Origin of the sequence: Micromonospora lacuserhaii, assembly GCF_036902735.1 — a bacterium.
In the GTDB taxonomy this organism is placed as follows: Bacteria; Actinomycetota; Actinomycetes; order Mycobacteriales; family Micromonosporaceae; genus Micromonospora.
The window spans coordinates 1-17,993 of the sequence record NZ_JBAKHO010000065.1 but is presented as its reverse complement, the minus strand read 5'-3'; the positions used below and the strand labels follow the sequence as shown (position 1 = coordinate 17,993).

At 74.1% G+C, this 17,993-nt stretch carries 14 protein-coding genes; all 14 read right to left on the bottom strand.

Annotated features, from left to right (window positions below; genetic code table 11):
- Window positions 1-70: 70 nt before the first annotated feature.
- Window positions 71-1,219: a low temperature requirement protein A gene (locus V6U81_RS26060; protein WP_334493019.1), complete on the bottom strand. Its 1,149-nt coding sequence runs from the start codon at window positions 1,217-1,219 to the stop codon at window positions 71-73.
- 107 nt (window positions 1,220-1,326) lie between these two features.
- Window positions 1,327-3,564 (bottom strand): hypothetical protein, encoded by a 2,238-nt coding sequence (locus tag V6U81_RS26055; RefSeq protein ID WP_334493018.1) that lies wholly within the window; start codon window positions 3,562-3,564, stop codon window positions 1,327-1,329.
- A gap of 248 nt (window positions 3,565-3,812) precedes the next feature.
- Window positions 3,813-5,219 (bottom strand): ribosome biogenesis GTPase Der, encoded by a 1,407-nt coding sequence (gene der / locus V6U81_RS26050; protein ID WP_334493016.1) that lies wholly within the window; start codon window positions 5,217-5,219, stop codon window positions 3,813-3,815.
- Window positions 5,216-5,896: a (d)CMP kinase gene (gene cmk, locus V6U81_RS26045; protein ID WP_334493014.1), complete on the bottom strand. Its 681-nt coding sequence runs from the start codon at window positions 5,894-5,896 to the stop codon at window positions 5,216-5,218. The genes der and cmk overlap by 4 nt, the downstream gene beginning before the upstream one ends.
- A 191-nt stretch (window positions 5,897-6,087) precedes the next feature.
- Window positions 6,088-6,858 carry a pseudouridine synthase gene (locus tag V6U81_RS26040; RefSeq protein WP_334493012.1) on the bottom strand — a complete coding sequence of 257 codons (771 nt, stop codon included), beginning with the start codon at window positions 6,856-6,858 and terminating at the stop codon, window positions 6,088-6,090.
- Window positions 6,845-7,834, bottom strand: a complete 990-nt coding sequence (gene scpB / locus V6U81_RS26035) for an SMC-Scp complex subunit ScpB (RefSeq protein ID WP_334493011.1) — start codon at window positions 7,832-7,834, stop codon at window positions 6,845-6,847. The genes V6U81_RS26040 and scpB overlap by 14 nt, the downstream gene beginning before the upstream one ends.
- On the bottom strand, window positions 7,827-8,873 hold the full coding sequence (locus V6U81_RS26030) for a segregation and condensation protein A (RefSeq protein WP_334493010.1): 1,047 nt from the start codon (window positions 8,871-8,873) through the stop codon (window positions 7,827-7,829). The genes scpB and V6U81_RS26030 overlap by 8 nt, the downstream gene beginning before the upstream one ends.
- A gap of 53 nt (window positions 8,874-8,926) precedes the next feature.
- Window positions 8,927-9,850 carry a ParA family protein gene (locus V6U81_RS26025; RefSeq protein WP_334493009.1) on the bottom strand — a complete coding sequence of 308 codons (924 nt, stop codon included), beginning with the start codon at window positions 9,848-9,850 and terminating at the stop codon, window positions 8,927-8,929.
- A 190-nt stretch (window positions 9,851-10,040) separates the two neighbouring features.
- A complete protein-coding gene (locus V6U81_RS26020; protein WP_334493043.1) occupies window positions 10,041-11,036 on the bottom strand; it encodes a site-specific tyrosine recombinase XerD in 996 nt (331 codons plus the stop codon).
- Complete coding sequence (gene ald / locus V6U81_RS26015; protein ID WP_334493008.1) at window positions 11,033-12,163, bottom strand: alanine dehydrogenase; 1,131 nt, start codon at window positions 12,161-12,163, stop codon at window positions 11,033-11,035. Before ald ends, V6U81_RS26020 begins: the two co-directional genes overlap by 4 nt.
- 306 nt (window positions 12,164-12,469) lie before the next feature.
- Window positions 12,470-13,075 (bottom strand): NUDIX domain-containing protein, encoded by a 606-nt coding sequence (locus V6U81_RS26010; RefSeq protein WP_334493007.1) that lies wholly within the window; start codon window positions 13,073-13,075, stop codon window positions 12,470-12,472.
- Window positions 13,072-14,823 carry a CTP synthase gene (locus tag V6U81_RS26005; RefSeq protein WP_334493006.1) on the bottom strand — a complete coding sequence of 584 codons (1,752 nt, stop codon included), beginning with the start codon at window positions 14,821-14,823 and terminating at the stop codon, window positions 13,072-13,074. Before V6U81_RS26005 ends, V6U81_RS26010 begins: the two co-directional genes overlap by 4 nt.
- A 150-nt stretch (window positions 14,824-14,973) precedes the next feature.
- On the bottom strand, window positions 14,974-17,337 hold the full coding sequence (locus V6U81_RS26000) for a hypothetical protein (protein WP_334493004.1): 2,364 nt from the start codon (window positions 17,335-17,337) through the stop codon (window positions 14,974-14,976).
- A partial coding sequence (locus V6U81_RS25995; protein WP_334493003.1) for a glycosyltransferase occupies window positions 17,337-17,993 on the bottom strand: 657 nt, incomplete at its 5' end. The genes V6U81_RS25995 and V6U81_RS26000, both read right to left, overlap by 1 nt.

Genomic DNA, 17,993 nt, shown 5'->3' with positions numbered 1-17,993 from the left:
CGGGAGCGGCCGGGGCAAGCCACGCGAGGAGGTGCAGAGTGCCGGAGCACGACCGGAAGAGCGCCTGTCCCTACGCTTCGCGGAGCATCTGGGCCGCGTGGTACCGGCGGTCGACCACCAGCATCACGACGACGACGATGACCAGCGCGGTGAGGTGCAGTCCCGCGTTCGTCGCCATGCCGACGGGCACGGTGCCGAACACGGCGATGGTCGTGATCACCCTGCTCCGCACCGCCGCGATGTGCAGTGAACGCCGGATCGCGACGATCGCCGTCAGGTAGAGGGCCACGCCGCCGGAGAGCGCCAACGCGGACTGCCAGGACGTCGGGTCGCCGGGGTGGGCCACCGCGGCGTGGATGCCGGCGGCGGTGACCACGATGCCCAGCAGCAACGGGATGTGCGAGAAGAGCAGCCGCACGGCCTGCCCGACCCGCTGACCGGGCCCGGCGGCGGCCATGGCGGCCTCCGCCGCCGGCGCGTCGGTGAAGTAGGTCCACCACAGGGCCGCCGGCAGCGCCAGCGCCAGGCCGATGACGGCAATGGTGCCGGTGGTGAGGTGGTCGACGTCCACACCCATCCCGATGGCCACGACCGACTCACCCAGCGCGATGATCACCAGGAGCCCGTGCCGCTCGACGAAGTGCCCCGGCTGGATACGGAAGAGGGCCTGGACGCTCACCCACGAGAACCGTGGCGCCAGGTACGGGATGACCGACTGGACCGCGAACGCCGCCAGCCACAGCGCGTACCGGGTGGCGCCCTCGGTGAACCCGCCGACGACGACCAGCAGGGCGGATCCCAGGTTGTACGCCCCCAGCCAGGCCAGTGCCCGGCCGAGGTCGGCCTGGGTGAACAGCAGCAGGTGGACGCTGATCACCACGAGGTACCCGACGCCGAACAGGAGGCCGGTGTCGGTGTAGGCCCGCGGGATCCCGATCGCGGCGAGCAGGAAGCCCACCATCCCGAGGAACAGCAGCAGCTTCTGGGCGGGTATCCGCGGCGGCACGTGGTTGGCCAGCCACACGTACCCGTCGAACATCCACCACAGGATCCCGAAGAGCAGCAGGACGCGGCCGAAGCCGGCCAGCGACAGGTCCGCTTCCAGGATCCGGGTGAGCTGGGTCAGCGTGAAGACGAAGACGACGTCGAAGAAGATCTCGACCGAGGTCACGCGGTCGGCCGGAGCGCGGCTGGCGTCACGCCAACGCGGAGACCTCATGAGCACCGAGCTTAGACCGGCGTCCACCGTTCGCCGCCGCAATCAACCGCGCTCACAGGCCGCTCCCGTGCCTCCGCACAGCCACGGCGGTGACACCGGCGGCGGGGTCAGCCCCGGCCCGGGTCACGCAGTCGGTCGACCAGCTCGCGGGCGGCGTCGGTGAAGTGCTCGTCCGACTCGCACGGCCAGTGCCCTTTGATCGGCGGTGGCACGCTGTCGCCCGGCGGCGCCACCACGTCCTGCGGGTCGCGCAGGCGCCGGTCCACGGCGGCGCTCGCGTCGCCCGCCGGCGGATCGCCCGGCCGGTGCGCGGCGAACATCCAGCCGCCGATCGGATCGGTGTCCCGCCACAGGTTCCGCCAGCGCCAGCCGATCCGGTCGCCCACCTCGTGCAGCACGTCCCGGCCCAGGTACGCCGGGAAGAGCCGGGCGTACAGGCGGTCCAGCGGGGACCCGTAGGTCAGCAGCGCGACCCGCCGGCACACCTGCGGTGGCAGTTGCAGCACGGTCGCGGCCAGCAGGACGGAGCCGTGACTGTGGCCGGTGAGCAGGACGCCCGCGTGCCGGTCGGCCAGGTAGCAGATCCGCTTCGCCAGCTCCGGCACGGCCCGCTCGGCGTAGCAGGGCGGCGCGAACGGGTGGGCCGCGCGGGGCCAGAACGTCCCCAGGTCCCAGAGCACGCCGACGTACCGGCGGAACTCCGCCGTCCGGTACGCGAACAGCCCACCCACCAGCAGGGCGACCACGACCCCGGCGATGAGGTAGCTGCCGATGGTGATCGCGAAGTTCACGAAGTCGCTCGGCACACCGAGGAAGCGTTCCGCCAACGGGCTGGGTTGCAGGCCGAACAGCCCGAGCACGCTCGCGGCCAGGCCCAGCGCCGTCAGGCAGGCGTACGCGATGGCCAACGGGCCGAGCCGTTCGGTGAACCGGGCCCGGGCGATGGTCGTCTCGACGCGCTCCATCCGGGCGGCGGCGGCCGGCGGGGCGGCCGGGAAGTCCGCCGCGACGATCGCCGCGGCCGCCCGTAGACGGCCGCGCCGCGACAGCAGGGTCATCCCGGCACCGACCAGCACCGCGGCGACCGTGGTGAAGAAGAAGGTGAAGATCGCCCACTTGTACCCCAGTGGCGGGGCGGCCAGGTCGTCCGGGCGTCCGGTGATCGCGCGGCGGTTCAGGAAGTACGCCGTCCGGTAGATCAACTCGGCGGAGAGCGCGCCCGCCAGGCCCACCGCGACCGCCGCGATGACCGGCGCTCCCAGCCCGCGCAGCAGCGCCGGACGGGGGTCCCGACCGGCCCGCCGCCACAGGGCCAGCGCGCCCAGCGCGACCAGCAGCCCCATCTGGGTGAGGAGCACCCAGCCGACGATCCGGCCGTACCCGGGCAGCCCGTCCGACGGCGGCCACCGGGTCCGATTCAGCGCGACGACGGCGACGGCCACCACGATCAGTCCGCAGGCGGTGGCGCGCAACGCCGAGGTCAGCCCGTCCGGCGTCCGGGCGGTCCGGGGCCGTTCCAGCAGGGTGGGGGCGCAGAGCAGGGCCGCGCAGGCCGCCAGCACCAGCACGGCGAGCGCGGCCAACGCGGTCGTCACCGGGGACGGATCGGCGGCGCCACTCGCCGCGAGGAGGGTGAGGGCGAGCACCGCGAACGCGGCGGCGATGTGGATCGCCCGCAACCGGCCCACCATCGGCATGGCGTCCCACTGGCCGACCGCGTTGAGCCGGTCGCCCCGGGGCCCGCCTCCCGGGGCACGGAAAGCGTCGTACGAGCGGCCGGGGCGGGCGCCGAGCAGCCAGACCAGGGCGACGGCGGAGACCGGCAGCAGGGTCAGCACCGCCAGGCGTAGTCCGACCGGGCGATAGCCCAGCCAGGACAGCCAGGTGCGGCCCGCGAGGCACTGCGCGGAGGCCATGCACTTCCAGGCGATCAGGTCGAGGGCGACACCGGTGGCGGAGAGCACGTAGAGCAGGGTGAGGTTGAGCGCGACGAGCCGGCACAGCACCTTGACGCCCGCACCGGATCCCCGCCCCGCCGGCCGCATCCAGATCGCCACGTTGCTCAGCATGAACGGCAGCATGAAGACCAGGGACAGCGTCCGACTGGCGGTGCCCGAGGGCAGGTCGCTCCACCGGTACGCCTCCAGCACCACCCCGCCCGGTCCCTTGGAGTCCGGGTAGCCGGGTCGGGGGCGGTAGAAGCCGCCGCTGCGGTCACCGGCCACCTGGTAGACGTACGGGCGGTCGAGCACCTGCCCGGCCTCCGAGCCGGAGACCCCGTGGACCCGCAGCTCCACGACGACCCGGGAGACCTCCTGGCGCCGGGACTGCGACACATCCGACATCGGCCCGTGACCCCCGCAGCGTGGCCAGCGGCTCGGTACGGCCGCGGGCCGACGACGAGCAGGCCCGCCGCCGGCTGGCGCCGGTGACTACCCGAACCGTGGCCCGCCAACCGCCAACCGCCGACCGCTGGCGGCGGCGGCCGAGGCGTACGCCACTCCCCCTAGAGCGTCCTAGGAGGGTGGGTTGACGGTGGACACGGCGACGCCGGGTGACCGATGCGGCCACCCGGCGTCGGGACGTACCAGGATCAGCCGTGCGCCTTGCCCCGGCCGCCGGGGCCGAGCTTCTTGCGCGGGCGTACCGAGATCTCCACCGGGCTGCCCTCGAAGCCGAACTCCTCGCGGAGCTTGCGCTCGACGAAGCGCTGGTAGCCGGCGTCCAGCGGCGCGGTGGTGAAGAGCACGAACCGCGGCGGGGCCACGCCCGCCTGGGTGGCGAAGAGGATCTTCGGGGCCCGGCCGCCGCGCACCGGGTGCGGGGTGGCCTGTACCAGCGCGGTGAGCCACTGGTTGAGCTGCGCGGTGGGCACCCGGGTCTCCCAGCTCGCCAGCGCCTTGCGCAGCGCCGGGGCAAGCTTGTCCACCGCCCGGCCGGTCTGCGCCGACAGGTTGAGCCGGATCGCCCAGGGGATCCGGCGCAGCTCCCGCTCGATCTCCTTGTCCAGGTAGTACCGGCGGTCGGCGTCGACCAGGTCCCACTTGTTGAAGGCGATGACCAGCGCCCGGCCGGCCTCGGTGACCATGGACAGGATCCGCTGGTCCTGCTCGCTGATCGGCTCGCTGGAGTCGAGCAGCACCACCGCCACCTCGGCGGCCTCGATCGCCCCGGCGGTGCGCAGGCTGGCGTAGTACTCGGTGCCGCTGGCCTTGCCGACGCGCTTGCGCAGGCCGGCGGTGTCCACCAGCTGCCAGGTCTCGCCGCCGATCTCGACCAGGCTGTCGACCGGGTCGACGGTCGTGCCGGCGACCGAGTCGACCACCGCCCGCTCCTCGCCGGAGAAGCGGTTGAGCAGGCTGGACTTGCCGACGTTGGGGCGGCCGACCAGGGCCACCCGGCGCGGGCCGCGCGGGCGGTTCTCGACGATCTTCGGCGCCTCGGGCATCGCGTCGAGGATGGCGTCGAGCAGTTCGCCGGAGCCCCGGCCGTGCAACGCCGACACCACGAACGGCTCACCGAGACCGAGCGACCAGAGCGAGGTCGCCTCCATCTCGATGGCGGCGTTGTCGGCCTTGTTGGCGACCAGGATGACCGGCTTCGCGCTGCGCCGCAGCATCTTCACCGCGGCCTCGTCCACGTCGGTCGAACCGACCATCGCGTCGACCACGAAGAGCACCACGTCGGCGGTGACCACGGCGGTCTCGGCCTGCGCGGCGATCGCCGCGGCACGGTCCTTCGCGTCGGGCTCCCAGCCGCCGGTGTCCACCACGGTGAACGAGCGGCCGTTCCACTGGGCGTCGTAGGGCACCCGGTCCCGGGTCACCCCGGGGACGTCCTCGACGACCGCCTGACGGCGGCCGATGATCCGGTTGACCAGGGTCGACTTGCCCACGTTGGGACGGCCGACGACGGCCACCACGGGCTGCGGCCCGGTCGGCACCTCGACGTCGACGTCCGGCTCGCGCAGCTCGACCCAGCCGACGGTGTCCTCGCTCATGCCACACCCCGCTCGGTGAGCAGGTCGCGCAACCGGGCGACGACCTCGTCGATGCCCAGCTCGGTGGTGTCCAGCTCGACCGCGTCGGCGGCCTGCTGCAACGGGTTCACCTTGCGGGTGGAGTCCAGCTTGTCCCGGCGGGCCAGGTCCGCGGCGGTCGCCACGACGTCCGCGGCGTCCTCGGCGCTGCGCCGCTGGGCGCGCGCCGCCTCGGAGGCGGTCAGGTAGACCTTCAGGTCGGCGTCGGGGGCCACCACGGAACCGATGTCACGCCCCTCGACCACGATCCGGCCGGCGTTGAGGATCATCTCGCGCTGCCGGGCCACCAGCAGGGCGCGTACGGCCGGCACGGCGGCCACGGCGGAGACCGCCGCGGTCACCTCCGGGCCACGGATCTCCTTGTCGACGATCACGCCGTCGGCGGTCACGCCGTACCCCTGGGGGTCGGTGCCGATACGCAGGTCGACCTCGCCGGCGACCTTGCCCACCGACTCGGCGTCGGTCAGGTCGACACCGGAGCGCAGTACCGCCCAGGTGATCGCCCGGTACATGGCGCCGGTGTCCAGATAGCGGGCACCGAGGCTGACGGCGAGCCGCCGCGAGACGGTGGACTTACCCGAACCGGACGGCCCGTCCACAGCGACCACGCAGCGCCCGGCCCGTACGTTTTCCTCCACCGTTGTCCTCCTCAGCCCGTACCTCGCGGGTCGCCGGTGTCTCCGGCGCCGTTGAGCGGTTGTGTATCTCTGTCAATCATCCCGCGCCTCGCGGGTCGGCCGCGCGCGACGCCGCCGGGGGCGACCCACGCCACCCGCCGGCCCGCGGGCCGCGTCGAAGCCTACCGGCACACGTACCCCGAACGAGGAGGTCAGTCACCCACGGCCTTGAACAGGGCGGCGACCTCGGCGTTGGTCAACCGCCGGATCCGCCCGGTACGCAGGTCACCCAGCCGGATCGGCCCGATCGAGGTACGCACCAGCCGGGCCACCGGGTGCCCGACCTCGGCCAGCAGGCGCCGGACGATGTGCTTGCGCCCCTCGTGCAGGCTCAGCTCCACCTGGGCGGTCTTGCCCAGGGTGTCCACCAACTTGAACGAGTCGACCTTGACCGGCCCGTCCTCCAGCTCCACGCCGGCCATCAGCCGCCTGCCCAGGTTGCGCGGGATCGGCCCGGCCACCTCGGCGAGGTAGGTCTTCAGCACCTCGTACGACGGGTGCATGAGCTTGTGGGCGAGGGTGCCGTCGTTGGTGAGCAACAGCAGGCCCTCGCTGTCCGCGTCGAGCCGCCCGACGTGGTAGACCCGCTGCTCCACCCGGTTGCCGATGAAGTCGGCGAGCTCGGTGCGTCCCTTCTCGTCCGCCATGGTGGTAACCACCCCACGCGGCTTGTTCATCGCCAGGTAGACCAGGCGGTTGTCGGCCTGGAGGCGCTCGCCGTCGACGTGGATCACGGCGGTGGCGGGGTCGACCTTGTCGCCGAGCTTGGCGACCCGGCCGTCCACGGTCACCCGGCGCCGGAAGATCAGGTCCTCGCAGGCGCGTCGGGAGCCCACGCCGGCGGCAGCGAGCACCTTCTGCAGGCGCTCGGTCCCCTCGTAGACGGGGGCGTCGGGTTTCGGGGCACGGTCATCGCGTCGCATCGGCAAGCTCTTCTACGTCGTCGGGAAGGAACGGGGCAAGCGGAGGCAGGTCGGCCACCGAGTTCAGCCCCAGCTTCTCCAGGAACATGGTGGTGGTCCGGTAGAGGAACGCCCCGCTGTCCGGTTCGGTGCCGCACTCCTCGACCAACCCGCGGGAGACCAGGGTACGGATGACCCCGTCACAGTTCACACCCCGGATGGCCGAGATCCGCGAACGGGTCACCGGCTGCTTGTAGGCGATCACCGCGAGGGTCTCCAGCGCGGCCTGGGTCAGTCGTACGGACTGCCCGTCCAATACGAACCGTTCGACGTAGGTCGCGTATTCCGGGCGGGTGTAGAGACGCCAGCCACCGGCGGCCCGGCGCAGCTCGAAACCGTGCCCGGCGGCCGTGTAGCCGGCGGCGATGTCGTCGAGCACCGGCCCGATCCGCTCCGGCCGCTGCTCCAGCACCTGGGCCAGGACCAGTTCGCTGACCGGCTCGTCCACCACCAGCAGGATCGCCTCCAGGGCGCCGCGCAGCTCCGCGTCGTCCAGCTCCGGGGCCGGCTCCGGCGCGGGCGTCGCCCGCCGCCGGGGTGCGGGCTGCTTCCTCGGTACGCCCGCCGCCTGCAGGTCCGCGGCCGACCCCGCACCGTCGAGGTCGGCGCCGGGCAGCCCGGCGGCGTCCGGGCCGGCGCCGGCCGGCTCGGCACCGGTAACGCCCGCGTCGACGTCGGTCGGTTCCACCGGTTCGCCGGAAGGCGCGGCGTCCACCGGTGGCCCGGCGGGCGGCACCGGTACGGCGATGTCAGCGGCGAGATCTTGGACGGTTTCCGTTCCTGGCGACCGGTAACTGTCCAAGATCTCGGGCTCAGTCCGCTCGGCAGGGGCGGCGGGGTCGGGGGCGGGCTTCTTCGGCAGGGTGTGGCGCTCCCAAGGCGGGGTCCAGGCGGCGGCCTGATCCGCCAGCGAGTCCCGGCGCTCCTTGTCACTCATCCCGCTGCTCCTCGTCGTTCCCGCCCGGGTCACCGTTGTCGCCCAGGTCACCCGTTCCGTCCCCGGCCACCGTGCCGGCCCCGGGCCGCAGGCGTGCCGGCGGGTCGCCCGGCCCGCTCGCGGCCGGTTCGGCACCGGTCGCCTCGGCGGCGCCGGCGTACTCGTCGATGTGCAGGTCGGCGCCGCCCTCGGCGGGCCCGGTCCAGCGGACGGTCAGCTCCTCCAGGGCCTGTTCCTGGACGAACGCGACCAGCCCCTCCCGGTACAGCTCCAGCAGCGCCAGGAACCGGGCGACCACCTCCAGGGTGATCTCGCAGTCGGCGCAGAGCAGCGAGAACGTGGCGATGCCGGCGCGGCGCAGCCGCTCGGAGAGGATCGCGGCGTGCTCCCGGACGCTGACCCGCACCATGTGCACGTGGGCGATGGAGACCTCGGGCACCGGCTTCGGGGTCATCGCTTTGATGGCGAGCTTGAGCAGCCGCTCCGGGCCGATGCCGAGCACCAGGTCGGGCAGCGCCTCGGCGTAGCGGGGTTCCAGGGTGACCGCGCGCGGGTACCGCCGGCCGCCGACCGACTCCAGCTCGGCGATGTGCGCCGCCGCCTCCTTGTACGCCTTGTACTGCAGCAGCCGGGCGAAGAGCAGGTCCCGCGCCTCCAGCAGGGCGAGGTCCTCCTCGTCCTCCACCTCGGCCGAGGGCAGCAGCCGGGCCGCCTTCAAATCGAGCAGGGTGGCCGCGATGAGCAGGAACTCGCTGGTCTCGTCGAGGTCCCACTGGTCGCCCATCGCCCGGATGTAGGCGATGAACTCGTCGGTGACCTGGTGCAGCGCCACCTCGGTGACGTCCAGCTTGTGCTTGCTGATCAGTTGCAGCAGCAGGTCGAACGGGCCGGTGAAGTTCGCCAACCGGACGGTGAACCCGGTGCTCTCGTCGGCCTGCGGCACGCCGCCCGGATCCGTCGCCACCTCGGCGGCGACCTCGGCGGCCACCACGGCGGGCTGCTCCGGGGTCGTCGGCGGGTCCAACGGAGGCGCGGTCACCGGAAGACCGTAGTCCACGCTCCGGGCCCGGCGACGCGAAGGTGCACGCCGGCCTACCGGTCGGCCTGGGCGGCGATCACCTCACGGGCCAGCTGCCGGTAGTTGCGGGCCCCCGAGGAGGCCGGGTCGAGCGTGGTGATCGGGGCACCGGCCACGGTGGACTCCGGGAACTTCACCGTCTTGGTGATCACCGTCTGGTAGACCTTGTCGCCGAACGCCTCGACCACCCGCTGGAGCACCTGCCGGCAGTGCGTGGTGCGACTGTCGTACATGGTGGCGAGGATGCCCTCGAGCTCCAGGTCGAAGTTGAGCCGCTCGCGGACCTTGTCGATGGTGTCCAGCAGCAGCGCCACGCCCCGGAGGCTGAAGAACTCGCACTCCAGCGGGATGAGCACGCCGTGCGCCACGGTGAGCGCGTTGATCGCCAGCAGGCCCAGCGAGGGCTGGCAGTCGATCAGGATGTAGTCGTATTCCTTGCGTACGTTGCGCAGCACCCGGGCCAGGGCCATCTCCCGGGCGACCTCGTTGACCAGCTGGATCTCGGCCGCGGAGAGGTCGATGTTGGCCGGCAGGATGTGCAGCCCGGCCACGTCGGTCTTGATCAGGACGTCCTCGGCGGTGACGTCGTCCTGCATCAGCAGGTTGTAGACCGACAGGTCGAGGTTGTGCGGGTTCACCCCCAGCCCCACCGAGAGCGCGCCCTGCGGGTCGAAGTCGACCAGCAGCACCTTGCGGCCGTACTCGGCGAGCGCGGCACCCAGGTTGATGGTGGTGGTGGTCTTACCCACGCCACCCTTCTGGTTGGCCATCGCGATGATCCGCGCCGGCCCGTGCCGGTCGGTCGGCATCGGCTCCGGAATGGGCTTGCGCATCGTGTACGCGGCCGGGTCCGCCGGACCCAGGTCCGCGCCGAGCGACGCCTGCTGCTCGCGGAGCTCCGACGTCCAGGCGTCGGCACGATCACCGTTGCCAGCCATGTCCTCGTTGCCCCCTCCCGACGACCACCCGGCGTCGGAGCCTTCCGACCCTTCGCGGCGCCGCTGCGCACCCCGGATGTCGCCCCAGGAGGTCCGCGCCGAAGCCGACTCTACGCCACCGACCAGCAGCGCGTTCAGTACCGGTCCGGCGTGTCGGCCGTCCCGGCCGGTCCGCCGGCGATGGGACGGATCAGCCGCGGGCGCGCGGGTGGGCGGTCGCGTACACCTCGCGCAGCCGTTCCACGGTGACCAGTGTGTACACCTGGGTGGTGGTCACCGAGGCGTGGCCGAGCAGTTCCTGCACCACCCGCACGTCGGCGCCGCCGTCGAGCAGGTGGGTGGCGTACGAGTGGCGCAGCGTGTGCGGGGAGACCGCGCTCGGCCCGTCCACGGGCAGCCCGGCCCGCTCGGCGGCGCGGCGCAGGATGGTCCACGCGCCCTGCCGGGTCAGCGTGCCGCCGCGGGCGTTGACGAAGACCGCCGGGGTGCCCCGGCCGGCGGCGACCAGGCCGGGGCGGGCGCGCACCAGCCAGGCCCGCAGCGCCTCGACGGCGTACCCGCCGATCGGCACGAGTCGGGTCCGGCCGCCCTTGCCGCGCAGCAGGGCGGTGCCCTCGGTGACGTCCAGGTCGTCGATGGCGGCGCCGACCGCCTCGGAGATGCGCGCGCCGGTGCCGTACAGGAACTCCAGCAACGCCCGGTCGCGCAGCGCGAGCGCCGCCCCGTCGCCGGTGGCGGTGACCGGGCCGGCGGTCTCCAGCAGCCGGACCACGTCCTCGACCGGCAGGGCCCGGGGCAGCCGGCGCGGCGGGGTGGGCGGGTGCACGTCCCGGCTCGGGTCGGCGCCGGCCAGGCCCTCGCGCAGCGCGAAGCGGTGCAGCCCGCGCACCGCGGAGGCGGCCCGGGCGGCCGAGGAGACCGCCAGCGGCGGGTGGTCGGGATCGCCGGCGCGCAGCCGGGCCAGGTGCGACTCGACCACGCCGGGGCCGACGGCGGCCAGGTCGGCGACGCCCGCCGAGGCCAGGGTGGTCAGGTACCGCTCCAGGTCCCGGCGGTACGACGAGAGGGTGTTCGCCGACAGGCCCCGCTCGACGGTGAGGTGGTCGAGGTAGCCGCGGACGGCACGGCGCAGGGCCGGCGCGGGCTGTGGGCCCGCACCGGCCCCGAGGTCCGGTGCTGCGGTCAGGCGTCGCCCCTGGAGGCCAGGACGTCCGACAGCGGCAGCGTCTCCATGCCGTGCGCCTCGGCGACCGGGCCGTAGGTGACCCGCCCGTCGTGGGTGTTCAGGCCCAGGGCCAGCGCCGGGTCGCGGCGCAGCGCCTCGCGCCAGCCCTGGTTGGCCAGCTCCAGCGCGTACGGCAGGGTGACGTTGGTCAGCGCGTAGGTGCTGGTGTTCGGCACCGCGCCCGGCATGTTCGCCACGCAGTAGAAGATCGACTCGTGCACCTTGTAGACCGGGTCGGCGTGCGTGGTGGGACGCGAGTCCTCGAAGCAGCCGCCCTGGTCGATGGCGATGTCGACGAGCACGCTGCCCGGCTTCATCCGGGAGACCAGCTCGTTGGAGATCAGCTTCGGGGCCTTCGCGCCGGGGACCAGCACCGCGCCGATGACGAGGTCCGCGTCGACCACGGCCCGCTCGATCTCGTACGCGTTGGAGGCGACGGTCTGCAGGTGGCCCCGGTAGATGGCGTCGGCCTGACGCAGCCGGGCGACGTTCTTGTCCAGCAGCAGCACCTCGGACTGCAGGCCCAGCGCGATGGCGGCGGCGTTCAGGCCGGAGACACCGGCGCCGATGACCACGGTCTTGGCCGCGTACACGCCGGAGACGCCGCCGGGCAGCACGCCCCGCCCGCCGCCGGTGCGCATCATGTAGAACGCGCCCACCTGCGGGGCGAGCCGGCCGGCCACCTCGGACATCGGGGCGAGCAGCGGCAGCGACCGGTCCGGCAGCTCGACGGTCTCGTACGCGATGCCGGTGACCTTCCGGTCGATCAGCGCGTCGGTGCACTCCTTCGACGCGGCCAGGTGCAGGTAGGTGAAGAGCACCTGCCCCTCGCGCATCCGGTGGTACTCCTCGGCGATCGGCTCCTTGACCTTGAGCACCAGCTCGGCGGTGTCCCACACCTCGTCGGCGGTGGCCAGGATCTTGGCGCCGGCGGCGGCGAACTCGTCGTCGGTGATGCTCGACCCCTCACCGGCGCCGGACTCGACGAAGACCTCGTGACCGTGGCGGGTGAACTCGTTGACGCCCGCCGGCGTGATCGCCACGCGGTACTCGTGGTTCTTGACCTCGCGTGGGATTCCGACCTTCACGATGCAGACACCTCTCTCGGGGCAGCTCACCCCCGACTGCGCGGTGCGCGTCGGCCCCATTGCCGGCGCGGTCCACCGGTCCCGCCGGCGGCAGTCTAGGCGCGCGGCCACCCTCCGGGAGCCAGCACAGTGACATCCGGTGCCCGATCCGCCTGACGGTCTGTCAGGCGTCGGGCCGGCGCCTCCACTCGACGGTCCGGCCCCATCGTCGCACCACGTCGGGGCCGCCGCCCGCCGGAAACCCCAGGACACGACGCGGAAGGGCCGCACAGACGTGCCGTGCGGCCCTTCGGGGCGTACCCGGGGTCAGTGGGGCAGCGGGGCGTCGGCCCGGCGCAGCACCGACCAGCCGGTGTCGCGGGCGCGGGCCGCGGCCAGCAGCCCGGCCACGCACGGACCGTTGGTGATCTCGCCCGCGAGCACCATGCCGACCGCCTCGTCAAGGTCGAGCCGGACGAGTTGGATGTCCGCCTCCTCCTCGCGGCGCTCGTGCCGCTCGTCGGCGGGGACGTCGGCCAGGTCACGGGCGAGGAAGACCCGCACCACCTCGTTGGAGAAGCCCGGCGAGGTGTGCACGTCGACCAGCAGGTCCAGGGTGCCGGCGGCCAGGTCGGCCTCCTCGGCGAGCTCCCGCGCGGCGGCCGCCGCCAGGTCCTCGCCGTCGACGTCCGTCAGCCCGGCGGGCAGCTCCCACAGGTGCCGGCCGACCGGCTGCCGGTACTGCCGCAGCAGCACCACCTGGCCGGCGTCGTCGAGCGCCACCACGGCGACCGCCCCGACGTGCCGGACGTAGTCGCGCTGCGCGGTGCCGCCACCCGGCATGGTCACCTCGTCGGTGACCACGTCGAAGATCTTGCCGCGATACCGCTCGGTACGCCCGCGCAGCTCGTAGCGGTGCTCGACGGCGCTCATGAGGCCGAGGACGCCTTCGCTCCGGCGCCGTTGTGGGCGGCCCGATCCGCCGCGGGGGCGTCGGCCACCGCGTCGATGTCCACCGGCAGCTGGTCGGCTTCCGAGTACGCCACGGTCGCCTTGACGAACGCCGCGAAGAGCGGGTGCGGCCGGGTCGGGCGGCTCTTCAGCTCCGGGTGCGCCTGGGTGGCCACGAAGAACGGGTGCAGGTCCCGGTCCAGCTCGATGAACTCGACCAGCCGGCCGTCCGGCGAGGTGCCGGAGAAGTGCAGGCCGGCCTTGGTGAGCTGGTCACGGTAGGCGTTGTTCACCTCGTACCGGTGCCGGTGCCGCTCGCTGATCTCGGTGCTGCCGTACGCCTCGGCGACGATCGAGCCCTCGGTCAGCTTCGCCGGGTACGCCCCGAGCCGCATGGTGCCGCCCAGGTCGCCCTTGCCGGCGACGATGTCCTCCTGGTCGGCCATGGTGGCGATGACCGGGTGCTTCGCCTCCTCGTCGAACTCCAGCGAGTTCGCCCCGTCGAGGCCGGCGAGGTGGCGGGCCACCTCGATGGTCATGCACTGCAGGCCGAGGCAGAGGCCGAGCAGCGGGATGCCGTTCTCCCGGGCGTAGCGGGCGGTGCCGATCTTGCCCTCGATGCCGCGCACGCCGAAGCCGCCCGGGATGAGGATGCCGTCCACGCCGGCCAGGGCGGCCGCCGCGCCGGCCGGGGTGACGCAGTCGTCGCTGGGCACCCAGCGCAGCTGCACCCGGGCCCGGTGGCCGAAGCCGGCGGCCCGGATCGCCTCGCTGACCGACAGGTACGCGTCGGGCAGGTCGACGTACTTGCCGACCACCGCGACGGTGACCGTGTGGTGCGGCTGGTGCACCCGGTCCAGCAGGTCGTCCCAGCTGGTCCAGTCCACGTCCCGGAAGGAGAGCCCGAGCCGGCGCACCACGTACGCGTCGAGCCCCTCACGGTGCAGCACCTTCGGGATGTCGTAGATGCTCGGCGCGTCCGGGGCGGCGACGACCGCCTCGCGGTCCACGTCGCAGTAGAGGGAGAGCTTCTCCTTGAGCTTCTCCGGGATCTCCCGGTCGCAGCGCAGCACGATCGCGTCGGGCTGGATGCCGATGTTGCGCAACTGCGCCACCGAGTGCTGGGTCGGCTTCGTCTTCAGCTCGCCCGACGGCGCCAGGTACGGCACCAGCGAGACGTGCAGGTAGAAGCAGTTGTCCCGGCCGAGGTCGTGACGGACCTGGCGGATCGCCTCCAGGAACGGCAGCGACTCGATGTCGCCGACGGTGCCGCCCACCTCGGTGATCACCACGTCCGGCACCTGGCCGTCGGCGTCCGGGTCGGCCATGCCGACAATCCGGGACTTGATCTCGTTGGTGATGTGCGGGATCACCTGGACGGTGTCGCCCAGGTACTCGCCGCGCCGCTCCTTGGCGATCACGTCCGAGTAGATCTGGCCGGTGGTGACGTTGGCCTTGCCGGAGAGCGCCCGGTCGAGGAACCGCTCGTAGTGGCCGACGTCGAGGTCGGTCTCGGCGCCGTCCTCGGTGACGAAGACCTCGCCGTGCTGGAACGGGTTCATCGTCCCGGGGTCGACGTTGAGGTACGGGTCGAGCTTCTGCATCACCACGCGCAAGCCGCGCGCGCTCAGCAGGTTGCCGAGGCTGGAGGCGGTGAGGCCCTTACCGAGCGAGGAGGCGACGCCCCCGGTGACGAAGATGTGCCGGGTCGTGCGTGCTGAAGGGGCCAAGGCCTGCTCCCGTGTCGTCCGTAGCGGTCAAGCGAACCGCCGTGCCGATCAGCAAAGTGATCACGCGATCCACGGGATTCCACGGTAACACCTTCCCGACCCCGGTCCGGCGTCGCACCCGGGGTGACGTGCCCGGAGGCGGCCGGCCGGTCAGGTCGCCGTCACCTCGGTCGATGCCCCGGCGCCGTCGCCGGGGACGCGGGCGGCGGGCACCGCCACCGCGCCGGGGCGGCGTTCGCCCTCCCCCGGCCGTCCGTCCGCCCCCGGCGCGTCGCCGGTCCCGGTCGCGTCGGCGTCGGCCTGACCACCCTCGGGGGTACGCCCGGAGCCGGCGGACCCGCCGTCGCCCCGCTCGCCCCCGGCCGGGCCGCCGTCCGGCGCGTCACCGGCCGACGCACCGCCCGGCCGCGCGGGGACGGGCTGGGTCCGGTCGGTGGAATGGTCGAGCACCCGCAGCGAGGCCAGCGCGGCCATCGGCACCACCAGCGCACCCGCCGCCCCGGCCACGTCCAGCGCGGAGCCACCCAGCAGCCCGCCGATCACCGCGGCCACGGCGGTGCCGGCCATCGCCGCCCGGACCGCCGGGTAGATGCCGAACAGCCGCAGCAGCCCGCCCCAGGGCTGGAGCAGGGCGAACCAGACCAGCAGCGCCCCCACGACGGCCAGCAGGGTCAGCGGGCTGTTCACCAGGGTCTCGAAGTTCGCCGTACTGGAGCGGTGCACGGTGAGCCCGCCGGTGCCGTCGGCGAGGGCGGCCAGGAGCCGGCCCAGGGCGCCGCGCTCGTCGGCGGGGCGACGCAGGTCCACCACGGCGACGCCGATGGTCAGCGCCAGCCCGGCCATCGCCGCCCAGACCAGCCGGCTGACGGTGAGCCAGCCGCCGGTGCTGATCGCCGCGGCGACCGCCACCCCGGCGGTGAGCGCCACCGCGCCGACCGGGTCCGACCCCAGGTACGGGCTGCCCACCACCACCACGGCCGCGCCGCCGACCGCGACGACCACCATCGGCCGCCAGCCCCGGCGGACCCGCTGCGCCAGCCAGCCGGCGCAGAGCAGTGACCCGGCCAGGAAGACCCCGAGGCCCACGGTGCCCAGACCGGAGAAGCGACCGCCCTCCAGCGCCGAGTAGCCGACCACGCCGTTGAGCTGCAACCGGGCCCCGCTGACCACGTCCGCGCCGACCACCAGGGTGGCCAGGCCGGCCACCACGCCGAGCGGGCCGAGGGTGCGGTCGTGCCCGGGGGCGAACCGGACCAGGGCGGTCGCCGCCCCGATCAGGGCCACGGTGACCAGCGCGAACCACCAGCCGGCATGGTCACCGCGCCACCAGGGCACCGCGTCGGCGAGCAGGGCGGCGGGGACGGCCAGCGCGGCGGCCACCAGCAGCAGCTCCACGACCGCCACGATCCGCCGGGAGACCGGCGGCGGGCTGTGCGGGCCGGCGAGCCGGCGGGCGCGGCGCAGCAGCGGCAGCACGGCCACCGCGAGCGCCACCTGCGCCCCGGCGAGCAGGGCGAAGAACCACCCGGCGACGGTGCGCTGGGCACCCGCCTCGCGGTCGGCGTCGGCCGGGGCGGCGATGGCGGCGGCGAGGTCGTCCGGGCGGTCCTCGATCCGGACCGCCGGGCGGCCGAGGAAGAGCCGTTCCGGGATCGGCCGGCCGAGCGCGGCGAGCGCGGTCGGGGCGAGATCGGCCAGCTGCAGGTACCCCTCCCGGCCGGTGCTCGCCGAGGTGAGCCAGCCGTGCTCCCAGCCCGGCCCGTCGGCGACGGCCACGTGCAGCCGGGCCGGCTCGGCGGTGTCGGACACCCCGGCGACCAGGACCAGCGAGCGGGCCGGCCGGGCGGCGAGCACCCGGGCCAGCGCCTGGTCGGCGCGGCGGGCGTCCGCCCGGCGGGCCACCGGGTCCGTACCGGTGACGGTGCCGAGGTCGACGATGCTCAGCACGCAGGAGCCGAGCAGCCCGGCCGGGTCGGCGGGCAGCGCCGGGGCGTACCGGTCGACGCGGCCGAAGGGGCGGGCGGCGGCGACCGCGGCGCCGGGGCCGACCGCCACCGAGCAGCGCACCGACTCCGCCAGCGAGCCGGGCACCGCGCCCCAGGGCAGCCGGTCGGCGTTGTAGCGGACCACGCCCTCCTGGTCCGGCAGGTTCGCGCCGATGCCGTCGGGCTGCTCCACGGTCACCCCGACCGGCGGACAGCCGCCCTGCTGGCGACTGCCGTTCCAGGCGGCGTAGCTGCCCGCCCCCAGGGTGAGCCAGCCGTCCACCGGGCAGGTGGGCCGGTGCGCGGAGCGGGTGGACAGCGACCCGATCGACCCTCGCTCGGCCATCCGCCACAGCGTCGGGGTGGTCTGCGGGTCCACGTCGTCCCAGCGCAGCCCGGCGACGCCGGCCACCACCACGAAGTCGGCGGTGTGTCGGGGCGCGCCGGTCTGCGGCCGGGCCGCCAGCGCGGTCACGCCGAGCACCACCACGAGCAGGGTGAGCAGGACCGGGGTGAGTCGGCGCAGCATCACCGGCGCCCCGTCGACGGGGTGTCGGCGCCGGCCGGTCCGGCGGCGTCCGGGGCCAGCTCGGCGTAGAGGGCCAGCAGGGCGGTGACGGTGTCCTCCTCGGCGGGCCAGGTGGCGGCGCGGGCGGCGCCCCGGCGGGCCAGGTCGGCGCGGAGGCTCTCGTCGTCGAGCAACGACCGCACCGCCGCGTCGACCGCGTCGACGTCGCCGGCCGGCACCAGCACCGCCGCGTCGCCGACCAGCTCGGGCAGGCCGCCGACCGCGGTGGCCACCAGGGGCACTCCGGCGTGCAGCGCCTCCTGGGCGAAGAGCTGCCGGGCCTCCCAGTCGCTGGTGACCACGGCCAGGTCGGCGCCGGCGAGCAGGTCCGCCACGTCGGTGCGGTGCCCGAGCAGGGTCACCGGCGCGCGGGCGGTGGAGATCCGGGCGGCCAGCGGCAGGTACGCGGGGCCGCTGCCGGCGATGACCACGACGGGCGGCGGGGTCCGGCCACGCCACCGCGCGGCGGCGTCGATCAGCACGTCGTACCGCTTCTGCGGGTGCAGCCGGCCGACCGAGAGGATCAGCGGCTGGTGCGGCGCCACCCCGAACTCGGCGCGGACGGCGGCGCGGCGGCGGCGCGGCGCGGGCAGCGCGGGCGCGGCGACCGGGGCGAG

Coding starts and splice junctions, on each gene's coding strand:
- V6U81_RS26025 (WP_334493009.1), bottom strand. CDS start 9,850: ATGGCTGGCAACGGTGATCGTGCCGACGCCTGGACGTCGGAGCTCCGC.
- scpB (WP_334493011.1), bottom strand. CDS start 7,834: ATGAGTGACAAGGAGCGCCGGGACTCGCTGGCGGATCAGGCCGCCGCC.
- V6U81_RS26000 (WP_334493004.1), bottom strand. CDS start 17,337: ATGCTGCGCCGACTCACCCCGGTCCTGCTCACCCTGCTCGTGGTGGTG.
- V6U81_RS26055 (WP_334493018.1), bottom strand. CDS start 3,564: ATGTCGGATGTGTCGCAGTCCCGGCGCCAGGAGGTCTCCCGGGTCGTC.
- V6U81_RS26010 (WP_334493007.1), bottom strand. CDS start 13,075: ATGAGCGCCGTCGAGCACCGCTACGAGCTGCGCGGGCGTACCGAGCGG.
- V6U81_RS26060 (WP_334493019.1), bottom strand. CDS start 1,219: ATGAGGTCTCCGCGTTGGCGTGACGCCAGCCGCGCTCCGGCCGACCGC.
- der (WP_334493016.1), bottom strand. CDS start 5,219: ATGAGCGAGGACACCGTCGGCTGGGTCGAGCTGCGCGAGCCGGACGTC.
- V6U81_RS26040 (WP_334493012.1), bottom strand. CDS start 6,858: ATGCGACGCGATGACCGTGCCCCGAAACCCGACGCCCCCGTCTACGAG.